At 44.7% G+C, this 20,670-nt stretch carries 14 protein-coding genes; 2 read left to right on the top strand and 12 right to left on the bottom strand.

Going from position 1 to position 20,670, the window contains the following annotated elements:
• Window positions 1-5,244, bottom strand: a 5,244-nt coding sequence (locus I2H39_RS05935) for an InlB B-repeat-containing protein (RefSeq protein WP_195626070.1), incomplete at its 3' end; no start/stop codon positions are given.
• A 393-nt stretch (window positions 5,245-5,637) separates the two neighbouring features.
• Here I2H39_RS05935 and I2H39_RS05930 point away from each other — a divergent pair.
• A complete protein-coding gene (locus I2H39_RS05930) occupies window positions 5,638-6,816 on the top strand; it encodes an AAA family ATPase (protein WP_330640798.1) in 1,179 nt (392 codons plus the stop codon).
• 167 nt (window positions 6,817-6,983) lie between these two features.
• Here the strand turns inward: I2H39_RS05930 and I2H39_RS05925 are convergent, their stop codons facing one another.
• The 4 genes from I2H39_RS05925 to I2H39_RS05910 form a co-directional block, all read right to left on the bottom strand.
• The gene (locus tag I2H39_RS05925) at window positions 6,984-8,198 is read right to left on the bottom strand and encodes a BTAD domain-containing putative transcriptional regulator (protein ID WP_195626068.1); all 1,215 of its coding nucleotides are present in this window, start codon (window positions 8,196-8,198) and stop codon (window positions 6,984-6,986) included.
• Window positions 8,199-8,269: 71 nt separating this feature from the next.
• The gene (locus tag I2H39_RS05920) at window positions 8,270-9,595 is read right to left on the bottom strand and encodes an MATE family efflux transporter (RefSeq protein ID WP_195626067.1); all 1,326 of its coding nucleotides are present in this window, start codon (window positions 9,593-9,595) and stop codon (window positions 8,270-8,272) included.
• 134 nt (window positions 9,596-9,729) lie between these two features.
• The gene (greA, locus tag I2H39_RS05915) at window positions 9,730-10,233 is read right to left on the bottom strand and encodes a transcription elongation factor GreA (protein WP_195626066.1); all 504 of its coding nucleotides are present in this window, start codon (window positions 10,231-10,233) and stop codon (window positions 9,730-9,732) included.
• Window positions 10,234-10,365: 132 nt separating this feature from the next.
• On the bottom strand, window positions 10,366-11,559 hold the full coding sequence (locus I2H39_RS05910; protein ID WP_240305362.1) for a hypothetical protein: 1,194 nt from the start codon (window positions 11,557-11,559) through the stop codon (window positions 10,366-10,368).
• A gap of 275 nt (window positions 11,560-11,834) precedes the next feature.
• Here I2H39_RS05910 and I2H39_RS05905 point away from each other — a divergent pair, with 275 nt between their 5' ends.
• Entirely contained in the window at window positions 11,835-12,344 is a 510-nt protein-coding gene (locus I2H39_RS05905; protein WP_138309749.1) for a superoxide dismutase family protein, read from the top strand.
• 96 nt (window positions 12,345-12,440) lie between these two features.
• Here the strand turns inward: I2H39_RS05905 and I2H39_RS05900 are convergent, their stop codons facing one another.
• From I2H39_RS05900 to I2H39_RS05870, 7 genes are all read right to left on the bottom strand, one after another.
• On the bottom strand, window positions 12,441-13,424 hold the full coding sequence (locus tag I2H39_RS05900) for a tRNA-dihydrouridine synthase (RefSeq protein ID WP_195626065.1): 984 nt from the start codon (window positions 13,422-13,424) through the stop codon (window positions 12,441-12,443).
• Between the two features lie 58 nt (window positions 13,425-13,482).
• Window positions 13,483-13,782: a hypothetical protein gene (locus I2H39_RS05895; RefSeq protein WP_195626064.1), complete on the bottom strand. Its 300-nt coding sequence runs from the start codon at window positions 13,780-13,782 to the stop codon at window positions 13,483-13,485.
• 227 nt (window positions 13,783-14,009) lie between these two features.
• Window positions 14,010-14,570, bottom strand: a complete 561-nt coding sequence (locus tag I2H39_RS05890) for a GNAT family protein (RefSeq protein ID WP_330640797.1) — start codon at window positions 14,568-14,570, stop codon at window positions 14,010-14,012.
• A gap of 746 nt (window positions 14,571-15,316) precedes the next feature.
• Window positions 15,317-15,835, bottom strand: a complete 519-nt coding sequence (locus I2H39_RS05885) for a histidine phosphatase family protein (protein ID WP_195626063.1) — start codon at window positions 15,833-15,835, stop codon at window positions 15,317-15,319.
• A 1,234-nt stretch (window positions 15,836-17,069) separates the two neighbouring features.
• Window positions 17,070-18,080, bottom strand: a complete 1,011-nt coding sequence (locus I2H39_RS05880; protein ID WP_117627229.1) for a GGGtGRT protein — start codon at window positions 18,078-18,080, stop codon at window positions 17,070-17,072.
• A gap of 27 nt (window positions 18,081-18,107) precedes the next feature.
• The gene (locus tag I2H39_RS05875; RefSeq protein ID WP_002569846.1) at window positions 18,108-18,800 is read right to left on the bottom strand and encodes a nitrogen-fixing protein NifU; all 693 of its coding nucleotides are present in this window, start codon (window positions 18,798-18,800) and stop codon (window positions 18,108-18,110) included.
• Between the two features lie 351 nt (window positions 18,801-19,151).
• Complete coding sequence (locus I2H39_RS05870; protein ID WP_195626062.1) at window positions 19,152-20,495, bottom strand: MATE family efflux transporter; 1,344 nt, start codon at window positions 20,493-20,495, stop codon at window positions 19,152-19,154.
• Window positions 20,496-20,670: the final 175 nt, after the last annotated feature.

Here is a 20,670-nt window from a genome sequence, read left to right as displayed (position 1 = left end):
GCTTCCATACAGACCGTTACCCGGTTCAGCTTCGTCCTCATCCTCTACTTCATCGTAGAAGTAATGCACGCTGTATCCATATTCATCCAGTTTCCATTGAGCAAATAATTCAAGACCACCTTTTTCCATCTTTATGGTACTACCTATAGCATAGTCATTCCCATTTCCATCAGCCACGGTATTCCAATTAACAAAGGTGGAATTTGCTTTAATAAATCCATTTGCTTTCACAAATACATCCGTATTCACTGGATAAATTCCATTATCAACAGTACTTCCTTCTGTAGCGCCATTTCCATTATAGATAATTGGATATTCATACATATCAGGCACTACATCCGGTTTCTCATCTGGACCATTTGCATCCAATGCATAACGAATTATAATTGTAAGAGTACCTTTTCGATTGACTACACCGCTACGTTCTCTAACATCATTAGATATACAAATATAATTCTGAGAGGGTTCGTTATTAGTATAATCATTTGCTGGTTCAGTTACATAGGTACCAATTTTAGCTGTTTTAATTTCATCAACTACATCACGTACCTTATTCCCATTTGCATCTAACAGCCTGTGGATTACTCTATAAGTTGACTGGTCTTTCTTATATCTGAAAGTAGCTATAGTATTGTCAGGACTCACCTGTATCTGTGCTTCTCCTGCCAAAATATAATTATCTATTGGCAAATATGAAACCATCACCACATTGTCTGTTGTTACGTATGGGATGGGGCCTATGATGTCATCCCCGGTTGCCTCGTCAACATACTTTACTGTATATTGCCATTCTCTATGCCGGACATACTCCACATCAATCTGCTTCCCATTTTCATCAATCAATACATTCATAGACGGAACTTTTGCGGTATAACCAGCAATAGCTGGTGCATCGACTACTATAGTTGCGTCTTTGCTGACAATCATTGGCTCTTGCGGATTGGTAATAGGCGTACCATCTTCGCTTACAGGATTACTTATAAGTTCTCCATTTTCGTCCACATAGCGAACTGTGTAGCTAAACTCTTCACTACTACTCCACTTTGCATACAAAGTCATGTCAGAAGTGATTTGTTGGTTTTTGATGAATGGCATTGTACATGCTTCGTCAATATACCAACCTAAGAATTCATCCCCCGCCTTTATTGGATTATCGGGTAAACTTATTATTTCATACTTAGTCACTGTTTGTGGAGAAATAACGCCTGCTCCATTTGTTTCAAAAGAAACCGTATACTCCGGAGCTTTCCATTTAGCATAAAACTTTAAGTTATATGCAGGCATAGTATCATTTTTCCAATCAACGGCCTTTTCAAAACTTGGTGAGGTGTACCAGCCATCGAATATATAATCTGAATCCACTCCTGTTGGTCTTCCAATAGTACCTTTTGGTTCCGCTTGAGAAATATTAGCCTCAAACTTCACATAGGCTTTTTTTACTCCTGTAGCATTAAAAAATTGTATCTCTTTTGTATCCCTAGTATAATACAACCATGCACTATTTTTATAATATGTTCCAGAGTCGTTACCTATGCCCCAGAAATTACCTGGATATACCCTCCAGTCATTCCAAGTAAAGCCAAGAATTTCTGCCTTATCACTACTATCCAGACCAATAAATTCGCTAATTTTGTAAACTTTTTCTACTTTTCTTTTTCCATCAAGTCCTTCTACATAATAAATTATATTGTAATCATTATCCTTCTCGCCTGCATTATACGCTTTTAAATCATGTGCCGGCATATTAAACTGTAATGAATAATAACTCGGATTTAAGAAAGAACTTTTATCTGGATTTTTCCATAAGTATTTAGAATGAACATCATCATTCCACTTATCTGAGATATCCTGGCCAAATTTTGCTGTGATTTTTAAATTTGTATATTCATCACTCCCCCACTCATCATAAAAACGAACATAATACGTTTCCCTATCATAATATACATTCTTTACTGCTTTTCCATCAGCCGTAATTTTAACGGGTACATTACTTAAATCCTTATTAAGTTTAAACCCTTCGTATGTTTTTGTAGTATATGTTGCATCATTACCAACATACGCATTTTTAATTACTACGGATTCTTTAAAATCATACCCATTAACTTTACCATCTTTATCCGGGACTTTCTCCTGCCAGTATATAACAGTATAATCAGCCCGCTTTTTGGAGTTCCACTTAGCAGTAATAACAATATCCTGATTAGGCATAGTGGTTAAATTCTTATCCCACCCATTAAAATCATACCCTAATTTAGTAGGACTATCCCCTGCTGGAATTTCCGCCCCAAAGCGTAATCTCTTAGGTGCAATATACGTTCCACCATCTGTGTGATACTGTAATAAGTAATAATTGCGATTATAATTAATACGTACTGTAATATCTCCAGTATTTCCAATTGTTACATTATTAAAGCTTTGTACAGTAAAACCCTCATAATCTCTAGCCACTGCCTCAGTACGAGTACCTGCATGACCAGTCAAATCTTCCGTATCCTTTAAGGTATATCCATCGTCATTCGGATTCTGAAGCCAGTGTTCTACCTTATAGCTACGTTCTTCACCATAATATGTGACAGTAACAGCCTGGCTCTCTTCATATATACCATTAAAGGCGACTGATTCCTTTCCTGATTCTACGCTAAAGCCATCAAGAACAGGACTTGTTACCTGATAATCAGCATTCTGACCTTTTAATATATTGGCAATGAACGGCTGCGCAGCTCTTGAACCATCTTCATATACATAATCAACTCTCAAAGTAATCGTTGATTCCAACTGTGTATATAAAGGATAAAAAACACAATCTGATGTAATAGAATCAAAATTAGCTGGAACTCCATTCTCATCAACCCATCCTGCAAATGTGTACCCTTCTTTATCAGGAACAATAGGGGCAGTTGTAGGTTCACCGTCTTTTACATACTGAACCACAAATGGCTCTGATTCATCTTCGCTAGAAAAGAATTTAACTACATGCTCATCTGCTTCCCTGGTTTCTATCATTCGAATCTCAACGACCGTAAAGTGTTGTGCATCAAATGCTACATCTTCTGTCGCAGTACCGGATACATCTTTTTCCTCTACTGTGGTTACCGCAAGCTCTTTTGCATTTGCATTTTCTACCGCCTCTTTTGTTGAGACTCCATCGTTTTCTACATATGAAATCTGAATCAAATCGGCATCTTTAGAATTCTCTTCTATTCTAGTACCTGAAAACCTAACATTAACAGTCTCACCGTCAAAATATACATTATTACCATCCGGAGTCAGTAACTTAATATCATACGCAATAACGTCAACAACTTTCGCGGATTCCATTGATGGGTCAACATCATCCTGTGCAGCTTTACGCAACTGTGATGTATTGGTCACTTCCCTAACATCCAGTATAGTATCTTCGGGTAATACACCTTGGCCTGCTGACACTTCGATTCTAATACCCTTAATAACTTTAGAATCGTAATATGCCGGATGGGGTGCTATTTCATTCATATTTACCTGGATATCCTGTTCTTCCGTAATTCCAGAAACAGTATACCATGCTATCTGGGTACCATCCCCCCCGTCTTCAATTGAGTCAGCTGTTAAAATGACTCCATTGGCAACTACACTTTCTGTCTCATAACCAATCTGATTTACAACACCAAATGTTAAATCATTACCTTCTTCCACACCCCTGGCGCCATCCACAATACGCGCGCTGGCTCCCGGATTAATGGAATAAGTAACCTTATAACCCTCAAAATCATCCAAAGCCTTCAGCTGATTAATCGTAGTGGTATATACCTTAGCAGTGCTGCAGTATCCTATACCAACCAAATCAGTTGTCACTGCCTTATTAACTGTCTCTTCCGGCTTAACTTCTGGTTTTGTAACTTCAGAAGGAGTTCCTACCTGAACCTCTTTTGTTTCAGCTGGTGTCTCTGCCGCCTCTGTGGTTGCCTCAGGAGCTGTAGTCTCATCACCTTCTGACGGAGCAGCGGTTGTTCCCTCAGTGGTTGTTTCACTTGGGTCCGTGCTCTCCCCTGCCTCGGCAGATGTTTCATCCGGTGCAGTTGTTGCAGATTCTTCTGTATTTCCTTCCTGCGCTTCCTTGGTACTTTCAGTCTCTGCTGGGGTTTCCGGCTCTGTCTCTTTCTCTGTCGGAGCCTCTGTTTCCTTAACAGGTTCCGTCTTTTCTTCCGGCTCAGCCTCAGGTTCCTTTGCCTCATCAGCCTTAGGAGCTTCCTCAGCATTGCCTTCCTCATTATCAGCAACTACCGGTGCATAATGGCGGATAATGGATGCCACTGGTTCACCAGCTGCCGCTTCCGGCTCTGCTGCTTCCGGTTCAGGAGCTTCTGTTTCTTTTACTTCTGCTTCTGTGGCTTCCTGAGTTTTTTCCTCAGTTGTTTCCGGAGCCGCAGCTTCTTCTGTCGTTGCCTCTTCTGTGGTAGCTGCTTCTGTAGATGCCTCAGTCTGTTCCTCCGTCGGAGCCGTGCTGCCTTCTTCCGGCGCCGTGGTCTGTTCCTCTGTCGGAGCATCCGTTGACTCATTTTCATCCGGAGCAACTGTCGTTGTATCATCTACGGTTCCTTCATCAGTTGGTGCTGTGGTATCAGGAACTGTGGTTTCCTCAACTGCTGGTCCATTGACATCTTCCGGTGCAGGAGCTGTAGTCTCTTCTGCCGGCTTGGAAATGTAATTAATCTCCTCATCGCCATATGCCGCTTCAAAGCTCTTTACAGTAATCCTCTTGGTCTTTTTAACCTTCTCTACGCCATCGTCCATCCTGGTGATGTTGGTGGAGCAGCTGATTGTATCTTCCCCATTATTCACATATAAGAAGATAATCTCCTCATCGCCGGTCACCATATACATGTCATCGGCATCTTCCGGCAGACGTACGAACACTCTCAGTTCGGCATCCATACTCCCGCCGTCCGGGTCCGGGAATACTTCCAATACCTTCCCTTCTCCATAGAACAAACTCTCAAACTTCGCAATGTCGCCATTGGTAAAGTCGAGGTCGCCTGGTGATATTACATTGCCGTTTTCGATTGCCTCTTCGATAGCTGTCACCAATTGGGAACCAGTCATTTCGAATGTGACAGACTCTGACGACGATGTAGCCGCATACGCTGCGTTCAGGTCCGCACCGACGTTGGTGCACACCATGGCTGCCGCTAACGCGAAGGCCACCAGACGCTTCCGCATGTTATAAACTGATTTCTTTAACATGCCAGACCTTTTTCGTCCTTCCATACTTACACTCCTCTCATATTTTTTCTTCTACATGATTCCAGATAAATCCAACTGTCTGAAACTAGTATAGCAAACCACAGTTACAATCTGGTTACAATTTAAGAAAGTTTAAAATTTTTCTTAAATTATTTATGTAATTATAGATTCCCTCGCTATAATCATAGCAAAGAGGGCGTTACGTAAAGCGTTATTTATCCCACATTTTTCGTTACTTTTTATTTATATCAATAAAATCCCGCCTGTTTTTTATAACCTTTCCATGTTTTTGTCCCCATACATTTCCATTTATAAAACTTTAAGAATATACCCAGCCAGTGAGAAAAAACCTCATTTTTAATTGTGTTATTGTCAATTTTATGGTAAAATGATTTCAGATACAAATGACGCATATTCATGAGTTTTTTTCTCACATTTCGAGGTGCTATTATGCTGGTCCAGTTCAGTTTTAAAAATTTCAAAGCATTCAAAGAGGAAGTTTTGTTGGATTTCCTACCTGCCTCCATTAACGAACATAAAAATACCCTGTTGAAGGACCCGTCTGACGGCGAACGCATCCTTCCTCTTATCGGAATCTATGGCCCTAACGGCTGCGGGAAGTCCACGGTTCTCAACGCCTTGTCCTGTCTCTCCTCCCTGGTTACAGCCTCTGTCACCGTGCCAACCAGAATCAGGGATGTGCACTGCATGTTATCATCTGAGTGCAGGGACATTCCAACCCAGTTTGACGTGTTATTCCGCAGTCAGGGATTTCTGTTCCGTTACCAGCTCCAGTTCTTAAAGGGAGCCATTGTTGAGGAGAATCTGTTCTACGGAAGCCTGGGGGGAAGTGATACAGGTATTCTTTTTAATAGGAAGGAATCCGTCATCCATCCCGGACGGGAACTCATCTCCTTCTCCCTTAAGGCCGTGCCTCCATCGGTGACTCTGCTGTCATGGCTTAATGCTTATACGGATTCCATGCATGCCAGGGCTGCCTATTCCTGGTTCAGCAGAATACAGGGAAACAGCCCCAGGGAACTGCCATCCGATATGGACACGCGGCGGAGACTGTGCCGCATCCTGCAGGATTTGGGACTTGATATAACGGATTACAGCATCATACCTGATTCCGACCATAAGTCTCCTGCCGCCTTCCTTGTTCACAGTCCTTATGAAGGCTGTACCTTCGAACTGCCATGGGAGGAAGAATCCATGGGCACCAAAAAGCTGCTCTCACTGCTGCCCTCGGTTGTGGCCAGCCTGGATGACGGCAGTCTCATGATGGCCGATGACCTGGACTGTGTCCTTCATCCCCATGCACTCCGTTACCTGATTTCTCTTTATGCTAATAGCGAGAAAAATCCTCACAATGCGCAATTACTATTCACTGCCCACAACACCGCCATCCTGCAGCCAACGCAGATGCGCAGGGATGAAATCTGGCTTTGCTGCCGTCAGGAAGGACAGGATACCGAATTATACCCTCTCTCCAGTTACAAAAAAGAAAACGGCCTCATCCCGCGCAACGATGAGGCCTATGGTAAACAGTATCTGGAAGGCCGGTATGGGGCTATGCCCAATATACATGCCTGACAGACTGATAATTATTTTCTAAATTCGTATACTGTATGTTTTCGATGTAATTAATAAAGCCGCCGCAGACCACTGCGACGGCTTATCAACTGCCAACCAATTTTTTCTATTGCAAACTTCCTGCATAATCTTCCCGCTTAATCTTCCTGCACAATCTTACTTCTCCCCTACATCAGACTCTCCGGCATCACCTGGTAATTAAGCTTCACCTTCCTGCCTCCATCCCAGAGATGCAGGTTCCTGTCAATCCGCTCATAAATCCGCAGGCAATACTCATTGGACGTGCCATTGAGCATGACCAGATATTGGCTGGGATTATAGCAGGTAAATAAGTCGCCTTTCCTGAGGGATTTGCCTATGGCATCGTGAAGCTTTTCCGAGGCAGCCTTTAATAGTTCCCCGCCTGCATCCAGAGGCTTGCCCTTTGAATCCAGCAAGGTGCAGCACAGAAGCACACTGGAAAAATCCACCCTCTCCGCCATGCGGGCCAGGAGCCGGTAACAGTCGATAAAGGCCGGATACGCACAGTAATACGGCCCGTTAATCCGGTCCCTCTCATGGAGGCTGTCCCTTATATCCTTAAGGGTATCCGATGTATAACGAATCTGCCCGCTCATGATGCGGAACCGTTCCAGCATCTTTTCAGAAGGCGGAAGTCCCTGTTCCTCAAAATACTGGGAAACAGCAGCATCATACACCTGCATGGCCTCCTTAAACCGTTTCATGGCAATGAGGCAGTCAATCTTCATAATCTGGCATTCCTCATACGGATACAGCTCGCAGGCATAGTTGCACAGCTCCAGAAGTCCGTTATATTCCCGGTTTTTCTTCATAAGGCTGCTGGCAGCCCGCAGACAGCTGAAATACAGCTCCTGATAGCGCACCCCCACCACTGATACCCATTTCTCCCCTGCGAGCTGGGCCAGAAATTCACCCTGATACAGGCTGCACGCCCGTTTTAAAAGGATTTCGTCATGGGTGCGCAGGGCCTCCTTTGCCGTATTTTCAAAATCCCTGGCATCGATATACACAGGCAGGTCCCCGCTGTCCCATCTGTAGATTCCGCCGTCTGTGCGGATATATTCCCGGGGCGGCAATTCACTGCCCTCCAAAAGCTTGCGGAGACGGAACACCGTTGCCCGTAAACTTCCCGAAGGATTGGAGCACTCTCCGCTGCCGTAGAGCATATCCAGAAGCTCCTCCCTGTGTACGCCCTCTCCGCCTGAATACAGCAGTATAAGTATCAGCTGCAGTACCTTTCCCGAAGGGCCTCCGGGAATCTGCAGGGGCTTCCTGTTATATTCCAGCATTATACTTCCCATCATGAATACGGTCAGGCCTTCCCCAACTCTGGCCGGATAATATGTACTTTCCTCCTTCATTTGTATCCCCCTTATGGCTAAGCGTTATTCTATATATAACACATTCTACTACAGATTCCTGGGTTTTTCCATTATTTATCTCTCATAAACCAAAAATAGTAAGGAACCTCAACCAAAAGCATTACGCTCCAGCCTATGGCGCAGGCATACGCAACCCCCGGAAGTCCGATTCCGGGCGTTAACAGGTATACAAATACCACCCTGAGGCTGGTTTGGACAAAGGTCCCCAAGAGTGTAACGCTCATATTCCCCATCCCTCTGAAAAATCCCTGGATTCCATTGGTAAATGCAGGGAACACATAAAATAACGCCATCATCCCCAGATAACTGCTTCCCAACGCCACGATTCCCTCATTTCCCGCTGTTACAAACAATCCCATAAGCGGCTTTCGGAACAAGGTAATGGTTATACAGATGAAGACCCAGTAACACGCCTCCAGCGTCAGCCCTCTCCTGAACCCTTTGCGGATGCGTTCCTTTCTGCCTGCCCCCCTGTTCTGGGCCACAAAGGTGGTGATTCCATGGGAAATGCTCTGTTCCGGCGTAAACGCATAATCATCAATTCGATTGACCGCATTAAAAGCCGCAATCATATCCACACCCAGAGGGTTTACAGCGCCCTGTATCAGCAGCTTTCCGATGGGCTGGCAGGACTGCTGCAATGCCGTAATGCTGCCGTAACGCAGAGTCTGTCTGAGAAGCTGCCTGTCCATGGTGAACTCTCCCCTCCTGAGCTGCAGCATGGGAATTTTCCTATACACATATGTTATACAGAGAAAGGCCGAGGCTGCTTCCGCCACGACCGTGGTAACAGCAGAGCATACAATGCCGAATCCAAGACCTCCGATGAAAATCAAATCCAGAACAGCATTTAATATAGAAGAAAAGGCTAAAAACTTAAGGGGCGTCTTAGAATCTCCCACGCTTTTCAGGGCGGCCGACACTGCATTGTAAAAATAAGTAAACGGAGCGCCTAAAAAAATGATGGACAGATAAGAAGCCGCCTTGCCCAGTATCTCTTCCGGCACTCCCAGCACTCCGAGAAGGGGGTTTGAGAAAAATCCTCCAAGTATGGCTATCAACACTGAAAAATAACAGCCGAATATGACCGTGGTAGACATTTCCCGTTTCAGCTTTTCTTTCTGGCCAGCCCCATAGAACTCGCTCATCAGTACGGATGCCCCCATGCAGATACCGGATATTCCGAGTATGACAATATTCATCACCGGGCTGGCCGTGCCTTCCGCCGCCAGGGCCTCTTTTCCTATGAATCTGCCTGCTATGATGGAGTCCACTGCATTGTAGGTAAGCTGGAACATATTGCCCAGAATCAGGGGAATGGAATAATCCACCAGATGTTTTGTGATACCGCCTTCCGTCATGTTAACTGCCGCCATATGGTTCTCCTTCTGTCCCTTGTTTTATGTATGAATCCCTTTACCGCCTGAGAAGGCCCGGCAAGACCTGCTGAATCTTCTCAACCTTCTGCCGGGCCTGAATCCATGTAGAATCAAACGTAAATGTTATTCTGTTAAAAACTGCGCAGCTTATCTTCATCCTCTTCCGTGGTCTTATCAATGGAACGTATCTCCACATCATATCCAAAACGGTCGTCCACCTTCACATAAACCGTATCCCCTTCCTTGTGTCCCCTTATGGCCTTGCCCAGAGGCGAATCAATACTGATTAATCCCTGAAGGGAATTTCCCCTGACCGTAGTTACCAGCTTATACTTCTCTGTCTCATCGTCATCGGGTATATAAACCTCCACCGTATCCCCCAGGCCCACTTCGTCCTCCCTGGAGTTATCCGTTATGATTCTGGCTGTTTTTATCATCTTTTCCAGGTAGCGAATCCGGCTCTCATTCCTGTTCTTATCCTGTTTGGCCGCCTTATATTCAAAATTCTCACTTAAATCCCCATGAGCCCTGGCTTCCTTCACTGCCTCCAGCGCTTCCTTGCGGACCACTAATTTCCGGTACTCTATTTCTTCCTGCATTTTCTTTATGTCATTGGCTGTCAGATTATCAAACATTGTATTATTCTCAGTCCTTTCTTTCCGGAATCTTTCATGTCTCCGGCATTGCTTTACTGAATCACGTTCCGGTAACAGTTAAACCATCTTTAAAATTCTTCCGCCGCCGTGTTCCCCAGGCCAGGCCGCAGCCTACGGATATTTCCGAAGCTGTCCTCCGGCGCTTAAGTCATATACCTTTCCGGGAGCCAGGTTTCCATAATCCACATGGGCAATGTATGGATTGGACTTATTGTAATAAGCAGCAAAAATACGCTCCACCTCCTGGTTCGCAGTGGTCTTAAAGCACCGGTCCACCATGGTCTGGGGCATCAGTCCTGTCACGGATAAATCCACCTTATACCAGCTGCCGCCCGCTTCCACATAGACAAACATATGGTCCTTGTCATTGTCATCCGGAGCACAGAAGCAGTTCAGGCCCATGGACCTGGCTAGCATCTGGTATGCCACGGAAATGCCTTCACAGACAGCCTTATGGTTTACCAGACAGCCATAGGCTGTAAAGGAAGGGTCCCCGGAGGTGTCTTCCCCGTTAACAAACCTGGTATACAATCCCGTATCATACGTACAGCCGGAGGCAATGTAAAGGGCTGCATGCTTTGCCCGCTCCAGTTCGCTGGTATCCCTCCACCGGTAGCTGTTCAGATAATCCCGGACCACCAGGGCCAGGGCATTGCGCCGCTGCTTGTAGGTATCGCTTCCCACGCTTTCCTGATACAGGGCCACCTGGCCCAGTACCAGAAGACTGTCGCCGTCAACAGCCGTTTCCCCGGTTCCTATCTGGTCGCTCTCCCCGTACAATGCCTTGCACAAATCATCGGAAAGGCCAAAATAATTGTACAGCCCATAATTATAATCCTGGCGCAGGCGCCTCTCCATCACCGGCTCCCCCTTGGCATTCCACCCCATAATGACATCCACATACTGAAGTCCGGCCTGGTCCAGGTAGTCCTTCAGTGGGTAATTGGCATCATAGGCTGCTTCCCAGCCGCCATCCGCCCATGCCCCGTCCGGTCCCACCTGGTATCCGTCCGGTGTGACCGTGTCTGCCAGCATCCTTCCGTTTGCATCAAAATAATACCATTTCCCATCCGTGCTCTGCAGCCATCCCCTGGCATAGGACCCATCGTCCTTCTGGTATCTCCATGTTCCGCCCGCCTGTGACCAGGTCCCTGCGTATGCAGGCGTGGATAATAAAAGGAATGCTGCAGACGCCGCTGCCAGCAGCCTTATAATGGTGCGGCCTGTGTTTGATGACTTCATTCCGGTTTCTTTTATACTCCATTCTTTCATGTATTCCGCCCCTCTGACGAACCGTCTTGCCATAATCTGACTCCTGCTTTTATAAATTGTTTATTTTCCCTTTAGTTTCTTTATTGAATCTTTAGCGTGTGCTCAAACTTTGGCCACATTTTCCCTGTATAGTAATACTTGTAAGGCGATAGACCTTTTACTATACAGGAAAACACTTTTTCATACCTATGACCGGCAGCTCCCCTTCTGCCGGTCCCCTCCAAATGAAAGATAAGTTTACCGATTCAGGTAAACTTATTTTTTTATGCGCATATGCTATAAAGAAATCATTTTTACAGGAGACCATTATGGCCAACCAATCTGTCACTCCTGCTGACATCTTTGCTGATTTGCTGCGCTTTCGGGCCCCTGCCGCCATTGCCTGGGTCAGAGGCGGAAGTGCTGCGCCCGGCTTAAGCGGCCTGGTGAAATTCTACCAGACTCCTTATGGGGGCGTACTGGTGGAAGCCGAGATATTCAATCTTCCCAATAAACAGGCTCCCGGTTCCACGGATTTTTATGCCATGCACATTCACCAGAACGGTGATTGTTCCGATGACTTCGCCCGTACGGGGGACCACTACAATCCTTCCGGCGAACCTCATCCGGACCATGCAGGGGACCTGCTTCCCCTTCTCGGGAACGAGGGTTATGCCTGGCTCTCCTTTTATGACAAGCGCTTTTCCACAGATGACATCATCGGCAAATCGGTTGTCATTCACAGTCATGCCGACGACTTTACATCCCAGCCTTCCGGAAACTCCGGAACCAAAATCGGATGCGGCGTCATTGAAAAAGCGGATTATCTAAAAGTATAGCACAATGGCAGGGAAATATCATCCCCGCAGTTTTCACAAAAATACCCAGGAAATGCAGAGGAACAAATTACAGTCAGAAAATACCGGATACCGCCATTAATATGTGCGGAATCCGGCACCTTCCAGGATATCCAGGTCCCGGAACACAGCAGCCACCGCTGCCTCATATTCTTCCAGTCTCTGGGATTTCTTTATTTTCTTAATGTATTTTCCGTTGTCGGAAAAAATCTGAATCATGCAGGCCCACAGTTCTTTCATTTTAAACAGGACATTTCTGTCCCCGGACATGATTTCACGGTAGCCTTCGTATACCATCTGGTGGAATTGTCTTAATGTTTCCTTGTTGTTTTTGGCATTGCCCAAACCTGCTTCAACCCCAATCCAATCCAGCAGTCCGGGATTGGATATGATTCCCCGTCCCAGCATCACCCTATCCAGTTCCGGATATTCTCCGCATAATGTTTCATAGTCAGATATAGTAAATATATCCCCGTTATAGCAAACCGGGGCCCGGCTGCCGTGAAACCCGCTATAAAATGCATCCATGTTTGGGGTGTTTTTATAATAATCCGTGCGGATTCTGGGATGGAGAACCAGCTCTTTTATGGGATACCGGTTATAAATTTCCAAAAGACCCGGGAATTCGTCCGGAGAGGTCATCCCCAGCCTGGTTTTTATGGAAAGCTCCATCCCCATCTGGCTCAGACCTGTGCAGACTTCATCCAGAAACCGGTCCAGGCTGTCCGGCCGCTCCAGAAATCCCGCCCCCTTGTGCTTGGATACCACGGTTCCTGAGGGGCAGCCCAGGTTCAGGTTCAATTCAGTATAACCGTATTCCCGCAATTCCGTCGCCACCCGCATAAAATCTTCCGCCTGGTTCGTGAGAATCTGAGGAACCAGATACATTCCGCGGTTGTGCTCCGGCAGGATGTCATTGAGTTCCCGGAAGCTGAGATTGCTGTTTGCCTTTGGTGACAGGAATGGGGTGAAATATTTATCCATAGGGCGGTAGCAGGCGTGGTATGCATTGCGGTATATGTAGCCGGTAAGGCCTTCCATGGGGGCTAAATAGAAGTTCATTGAATGGGCCGTCCTTTTCTTGTTAATTAATATTGTGATTTTTTAATTGCGGCTATTGTTATTGTGTTTCTTTGTTACTGTGTTTCTTTGTTACTGTGCTTTTTTGTTGCTGTGCTTCTTTGTTGCTGCGTTTCTTCATTGTTGTATTTTTTATTGCTAGAATAGCTATTTCAAATGTCAAAAAGCGGCAAGGCGTTTCGTAAGAACACCTCGCAAACCCGCATGAAATGGACGTTTGCTCAAATCCGGCGAATAAGCCGGCACAACCTGCAACCGCATAATTTTGTAAAGCTGGGCACCACAAAACAAAAAACAGCAAACCCTTGTGTGGCCTGCTGGCGGACTTAGCAGACAGCACATGGCCGCTCCACCTGTGGCGCGTTCGCAAGGCAGTGCATACGGCCCTTGTCGGGGGGATGGGGGCGGCCCACAACCAGTAGATTTTCCAGGTTCTCGCGGAGGCGAAAAACGGAAAAATCGCAAAGTGTGTACCACTTTACCCTGCTTGCCGCTATTGAAAACGGCTAAAGAGGAAGCACGTCTTATACCAATAAGGCGCAGGAAACCAGTTGAGCGAACTGGAATTTATACATTTTCCATCATCAATTCTTTGCACTTCCATTCTTCACCTAAAACGCAATATGTTTCAGTTGCATCAAGAATCACATCATCAAAACCAACTGCTTTATAGCAATAATAAGCAGGCAGATTGTTTTCAAAAACTCCTAACGTTGCTCTTTTAGCCCCATATATCTCAAACACAAACTTTAGTCCCAATCGAAGCATCGTTTTCCCATAGCTTTTCCCACGTTTTTCGGGATTTATAATAACAAACCCAAAACGCAATTCATCCAATGATTCATTAGGATTTCTTAACGTAAAAAAACCAACGATTCCTGTCTCATCAAATGCAGTAAACGGCATTAAAGATTCAACGGAACGAAATTCATTTTGTGTTATAGGATAATTTCCAAGTACGCCTGCTGTCCACTTATAAAATGCTATTTCATCTTGACACCACGATAAAATCGTATTTGCGTCCGCAGCTTTATATGGTCTTATTCTAATCATATGTTCTCCCCCGCAAATTCCAATTCGTACGTCTTTTAAACCTAAATCGTGCAAATTCATAACTACTTTTTTCATTTTAATATGACCGCATGGAAATGTCAAACAACTCATTTTGTTTCATTACTTCACATAACTGCTCATAACTCAGTTTGTTCGCTTGGGCACCATTCAGGCACCATTTTACCCTTTGCAGAACGGTTTCTCACATGGCAGAAATGCTGATTTCATCGGCCTTTCCGGCTGGAAAAAGAATTTTATAGCCACTAAATATTTACTATTTTTTATTCACGAATAGATAAAACCCGCTTTATTAGTCTGCATATCTTCTTGTGATACAACGCCGCAAAGGGGCATGGGATAAGAGTTTTCTCATATCCCTACCGAACTGGGGAATATCGCTTTACAAAGTAATTTTGTAAAGTTGGGCGGCATTTGGGCGGGAAAATCATTTTTTTACCTGCTGGTAAAAACCGTACGCACAGAACGTTAGAAACGCCTTTTCATGCATCGGGTATAGAATCCTACCCCCTAACTGTTTGATTGCCGCAACAGGGTCATACGCCCCATTTCTGGCGTTCTAAATGTCCGTTCATATTCCAGCGTCCAACGGACGCACAGCCGACCCGACAGGGCGTTCACAGGGGATTGGGGGCCGGGCCTCCAACAAGCGGATTTTCTCAATTTGAGTGGTACACAAATTGAGAAAATCGTATGAGTGTGTACACTTATACACTGCTTGCGACTATTGGAAACGACAAAATGAGGTATACACATTTTATCAATAAAGAAGGCTAAATTCGTCTAAGTAAAATGAATTTTACCTACAATTCAAACTCAATTATTTCGCCATTATGAGGATGGTATTTTTTTGTGACAGCGTGAATCATCATTCCGTGACAGGCAACGATTACTTTTTTGTATTGGCTGTATTTCTTTAGAACTGCCAATACCCGTTCTTCCATCATTTGCTTACTTTCCCATACCTCATCTACCCCATCTTGATATTCACCTTGATTATCTACATATTGTTGATAGCTCTTTTCAGCTTTTTCATCTTCGTCATAAATATAGTTTTTATTTGCTACCCATTCGTGTAAGTCAGTTTCAACAGCTATTTCGATGCCTATTTCTTTAGACAATATAGCCGCTGTCTGCAAAGCTCTGGTGTACGGAGAACTTAATATTATATCAGCATCTGTTAACCTTAAATCTTTTGCTGTTTCTTTAATTTGCTGAATTCCATTTTCTGATAGCGGTGAAAGATTAACACCAAATCCTTTGTATATTTTAGTATTTCTGTCTGAATAGTCCGTCTCACCATGTCGAATAAAATAAAACATAAAACTCCTCCTGTCTTGTGCTTTGCCTGATTGTATCTTCTTGACATTTGATGAACTCTTAATAAGAGTCTAAGTGTAATCGGACTGAATGTCAAACCATCAATTAGTCCTGATAAATACTTGTACGTCCTCATCTCTCTTTATAGGTGTTTGGGAAATCAGGGCGGCAATAGGGCGGCATTTCATCTGATTCACAATAGATTTCACAACTAAAACAGGACGTACAAATGCTGTATTCATGCAGGTTGTTGTGCTTATCTCTTATATACCGAGAACAACACACGAATTTACTATTTTTTATTTAATAGGTTAGCATAGACAACCAACATATAATAACTATAATTAAATTGCTGTTGACTCTTTCCAGCAGGAAGGAGGTGACATAATGCACTACATAGATTCATTTCTCATTTCTGTCATGGCTGGTATAGTCTGCTACTATATCAACAAATGGTTAGACAGAAAAAAATAACAACAGCTAGCCTGGGTTATCCCACCCTATAAAGGAAAAAGAATCCCCAGGAAGCTGCAACTTCCTGGGGATTTGCATTTGTGACACAATGCACATAAATTCATTTCTCTGCTACTATCATATTAAACCAGAATAGCTGAAATGTCAAGAAACACATATATAATGATTTTTTTAAAACCATAAAAATATGGTTCATCCTCTCAAAGCCTTATATCATAAAGCTTTTCTTAGGATTTCCCTGCTTTAGCGCTCTCCTCACTGGAAACTGTGAAGGCTGGATTTTCAAAAATTTTAGGGATATTTGTATGCTATGAGTGTGCTACGCTGCCGTTCTGATTACTGTTCCGATTTCTTTATGGAGTTTATATAAAACAATGGACAGCCTTCTATCAAAGCGATATAACAAAGTTGCTGTTGACTCTTTCCAGCAGGAAGGAGGTGCGACCAGTGCAATACATAACCACTTTTCTTATCTCTGTTATGGCAGGTATAGTTTGCTACTATATTTGTAAATGGTTGGACAGAGATAAATAATCAACAGTCTGCCTAAGTTATTCCTCTTCAAAAGGAAAAAGAAACCCCAAGGAGGTGCAACTCCTTGGGGTTTCGCTTTGCGTCCAGTAGACACAACCACTTTTCTCTGCTAACATTATATTACGCCAAGGAAGTGAAAATGTCAATAGTTTATTAATTATCAAAACATTTATTCCAACCATCAAACACACTCAAAACTTCCAGAACATCTTATTCTATCAGCATTATTTAAAATTTCCCAGCCTTCGCCGCTTCCTCAATACTAACCGCAATAGCCACTGTCATTCCAACCATTGGGTTATTACCAGCGCCGATAAGACCCATCATCTCAACGTGTGCAGGTACGGAAGAAGAACCAGCGAACTGAGCGTCAGAGTGCATACGTCCCATGGTATCTGTCATACCGTAGGAAGCAGGACCGGCTGCCATGTTGTCTGGATGCAGGGTACGGCCTGTGCCGCCGCCGGATGCTACGGAGAAGTACTTTTTACCCTTCTCTACACATTCCTTCTTATAAGTTCCTGCAACCGGATGCTGGAATCTGGTTGGGTTGGTGGAGTTACCGGTGATGGAAACGTCAACGCCTTCCTTCCACATGATGGCAACGCCCTCTGTTACGTCGTTAGCGCCGTAGCAGTTAACCTTTGCACGAAGTCCCTCGGAGTAGGATTTTCTCCACAGCTCCTTAACCTCGCCCGTATAGTAATCCATCTCTGTCTCTACGTAGGTAAATCCATTGATTCTGGAAATAATCTGTGCAGCGTCCTTTCCTAAACCGTTCAGGATAACGCGCAGTGGTTTCTGACGAACCTTGTTTGCCTTCTCGGCAATACCGATAGCGCCCTCAGCAGCAGCAAAGGACTCATGGCCTGCCAGGAAGCAGAAACAGTCGGTTTCTTCTTCCAGAAGCATCTTGCCCAGGTTACCGTGTCCTAAACCAACCTTACGCTGGTCAGCAACAGAACCTGGAATACAGAATGACTGAAGGCCTTCACCGATAGCAGCTGCAGCGTCAGCAGCCCTTCTGCAGTCCTTCTTAATAGCAATTGCAGCGCCTACTATGTATGCCCAACAAGCGTTCTCAAAGCAGATTGGCTGAATTTTTTTAACCTGATCATAAACGTCCAGGCCTGCATCTTTCGTAATCTTCTCAGCTTCTTCAATGGAAGCAATGCCATAGCTGTTTAATACAGAATTGATTTTGTCAATTCTTCTCTCATATGATTCAAATAATGCCATCTTCTTATTCCTCCTATTCGGTCTTCATCATTCTTTACGTGGGTCGATAATCTTAACAGCGTCAGCAACGCGGCCGTACTGGCCCTGTGCCTTCTCCCATGCTGTATTAGGATCGTCGCCCTTCTTGATGAAATCAGTCATCTTGCCAAGGCTTACGAACTGATAACCAATAATCTGATCGTCTGCATCCAGTGCAATACCGGTTACATAACCCTCAGCCATTTCCAAATAGCGGGGACCTTTCTTCAGAGTTCCGTACATAGTTCCAACCTGGGAACGGAGACCCTTTCCTAAATCTTCCAGACCGGCTCCTACAGGAAGTCCATCCTCAGAAAATGCACTCTGTGTTCTTCCGTACACAATCTGAAGGAACAGTTCTCTCATAGCTGTATTAATAGCGTCACATACCAAGTCTGTATTTAAAGCTTCCAACACAGTACGTCCTGGCAGAATCTCTGCTGCCATAGCGGCGGAGTGTGTCATACCTGAACATCCGATGGTCTCAACCAGAGCTTCCTGGATGATTCCTTCCTTTACATTCAGTGTCAGCTTGCAGGCACCCTGCTGAGGAGCACACCAGCCTACGCCGTGGGTCAGGCCGGAAATGTCTTTGACTTCTTTTGATTTTACCCATTTTGCTTCTTCTGGAATTGGAGCAGCGCCATGATGAACGCCCTGTGCAACTGTGCACATCTCTTCTACTTCATGTGAATAAATCATGTGTTAAAACTCCTTTCAAAAATGAATTTGACCAAGTACAGTGCCCATTTGTTAAATTTATCACATCATACTTGGTTCTATTTTCTCACAAAATGCGACATTATGCAAGTGGTTTATTCTCTGGTATTCCTTATATTTTAGACATGTTTTAGTATCACTTTCACCAAATTGATTGCCAGATATTTGGTGCATCAAAAATTCCAGTATCATTTGAGTATTAAAACAGGCGGGAACATATCAATGTGCACGGCCCGCCTGTTGAACATTTCTTAAACGTTAACTCTTCTTTATAATAAGGATATCCTTTAATCCTCCATCTTTTGAGTTTTACCCCTCTGTTTTCTGCAGTCGCTATGCCTTCATCTTCTTCATGATATGAAGATAATACACAAAGAAAATAATTCCCTTTACAACACTGGAAATGGTAAGGGCCCACCAGATACCGTTCAGCCCCAAAACTGTACTTCCCAGAATCACGGCAAGCGGTATACGCGCCGCCGTAAGTATGATGGTTATAATGGAAGCTTCCATTGTCTTACCCATGCCGGACAGAGCCCCTACTGTCATCAATTCAACGCACATGAACATTTCGGAAAATCCAATAATCCGCAGATAATCAGCACCAGCGGGTATCACCTCCGGCTCATGGATAAACAGGCTGAATATGGGCGCTGCTCCAAATATAAGGAGGCAGGTCGTAAAAATACCCCATATGAACATGATGACAGATGCTGTCATATACCCCTTTTTAACCCGTTTCAGGTTTCCCGCACCAAAGTTCTGCCCTACAAAGGCATTGATAGCTGTCCCGAAGCCGTCTGCTGTCATCCATGATATAGATTCAATCTGTCCTCCTACCCTCTGGACTGCCACCGCCGTATCCCCCCACGCAGTGACGAATCTGGTTAAAACCATGGATATTCCGCAGTACAGCATACTTTGAATTGCGGCAGGAAATCCAATCCGCACCATTGTTTTAATATTGGATAGAGGCGTGGCAATCCAAATCCGCATCTGGGCTGCCAGCACAGGGTCCCTTCTCATGGAAAGCACCAAAACCAACGCAACGATAAACTGGGCTGTCACTGTAGCAATGGCTGCCCCGGCTACTCCCATGCCGGGAACAGGCCCCAGTCCAAAGATAAGCAGCGGGTCTAACACGATATTGGCTCCCATACCAATACAGTTGGCCACAAAAGGAGTCCTGCTGTTGCCGGAGGCCGTATACAGCCCGGTCAAAGTCTGTCCGATGAATGCAAAGAGGATAAGCCCGCATGCGATTCTCAGATACACAATTGCATCTTCCACTACCAGAGACGAGTTGAGATGGAAAAACCCTATTAACGGTCCTGCAAAAAGATTTGTGATGATTCCATACACAGCAGCCAGCACAAGGGCCAGCTGCAGGGCTCCCTTTCCATACTGGACCGCCTCCCTGTGATTCCCTTCCCCATAGGCATGGGCTGATTTCACCTGTCCACCCATTCTGGCCAGGGTGGCGACACCGGAAGAGAGCCAGGTATACATGGCTGCCGCCCCCACTGCTGCCACTGCATCGCTTCCCACCATGCCAATCCAGGCCATATCCGTCAGATTATAAGCAGTCTGCACCAGTGACGTGGCCATGATTGGCAGTGCCAGCTCCGTCAGAGATGTCAGTATATTTCCATTCAGTAAGTCTATATTCTTTTTCACTCATGTCACCTATTGTCATCGTATTTGCATAAAGCTTCTATTACTATACTATTTTTCTGCTTTATATGCAATATACATGACATACGGGAACAGAGTTAACTCTCTTTGGACTTTCTTTGCTGTCTTAACTGCCCTTCCCATGTTCACTTTTGAGGTTGGCTTTTTAACCAAAAGA

The sequence above is a fragment of the Clostridium sp. 1001283B150225_161107_B6 genome (genome assembly GCF_015556325.1).
Taxonomy (GTDB): domain Bacteria; phylum Bacillota; class Clostridia; order Lachnospirales; family Lachnospiraceae; genus Enterocloster.
The sequence above is the reverse complement of the archived record's forward strand: the minus strand, read 5'-3'. Positions and strand labels throughout refer to the sequence as shown.

Coding starts and splice junctions, on each gene's coding strand:
- greA (WP_195626066.1), bottom strand. CDS start 10,233: ATGTTTGATAATCTGACAGCCAATGACATAAAGAAAATGCAGGAAGAA.
- I2H39_RS05920 (WP_195626067.1), bottom strand. CDS start 9,595: ATGGCGGCAGTTAACATGACGGAAGGCGGTATCACAAAACATCTGGTG.
- I2H39_RS05925 (WP_195626068.1), bottom strand. CDS start 8,198: ATGAAGGAGGAAAGTACATATTATCCGGCCAGAGTTGGGGAAGGCCTG.
- I2H39_RS05880 (WP_117627229.1), bottom strand. CDS start 18,080: ATGGCATTATTTGAATCATATGAGAGAAGAATTGACAAAATCAATTCT.
- I2H39_RS05930 (WP_330640798.1), top strand. CDS start 5,638: ATGAGTTTTTTTCTCACATTTCGAGGTGCTATTATGCTGGTCCAGTTC.
- I2H39_RS05890 (WP_330640797.1), bottom strand. CDS start 14,570: ATGAAAAAAGTAGTTATGAATTTGCACGATTTAGGTTTAAAAGACGTA.
- I2H39_RS05885 (WP_195626063.1), bottom strand. CDS start 15,835: ATGTTTTATTTTATTCGACATGGTGAGACGGACTATTCAGACAGAAAT.
- I2H39_RS05900 (WP_195626065.1), bottom strand. CDS start 13,424: ATGAACTTCTATTTAGCCCCCATGGAAGGCCTTACCGGCTACATATAC.
- I2H39_RS05875 (WP_002569846.1), bottom strand. CDS start 18,800: ATGATTTATTCACATGAAGTAGAAGAGATGTGCACAGTTGCACAGGGC.
- I2H39_RS05910 (WP_240305362.1), bottom strand. CDS start 11,559: ATGGCAAGACGGTTCGTCAGAGGGGCGGAATACATGAAAGAATGGAGT.
- I2H39_RS05905 (WP_138309749.1), top strand. CDS start 11,835: ATGGCCAACCAATCTGTCACTCCTGCTGACATCTTTGCTGATTTGCTG.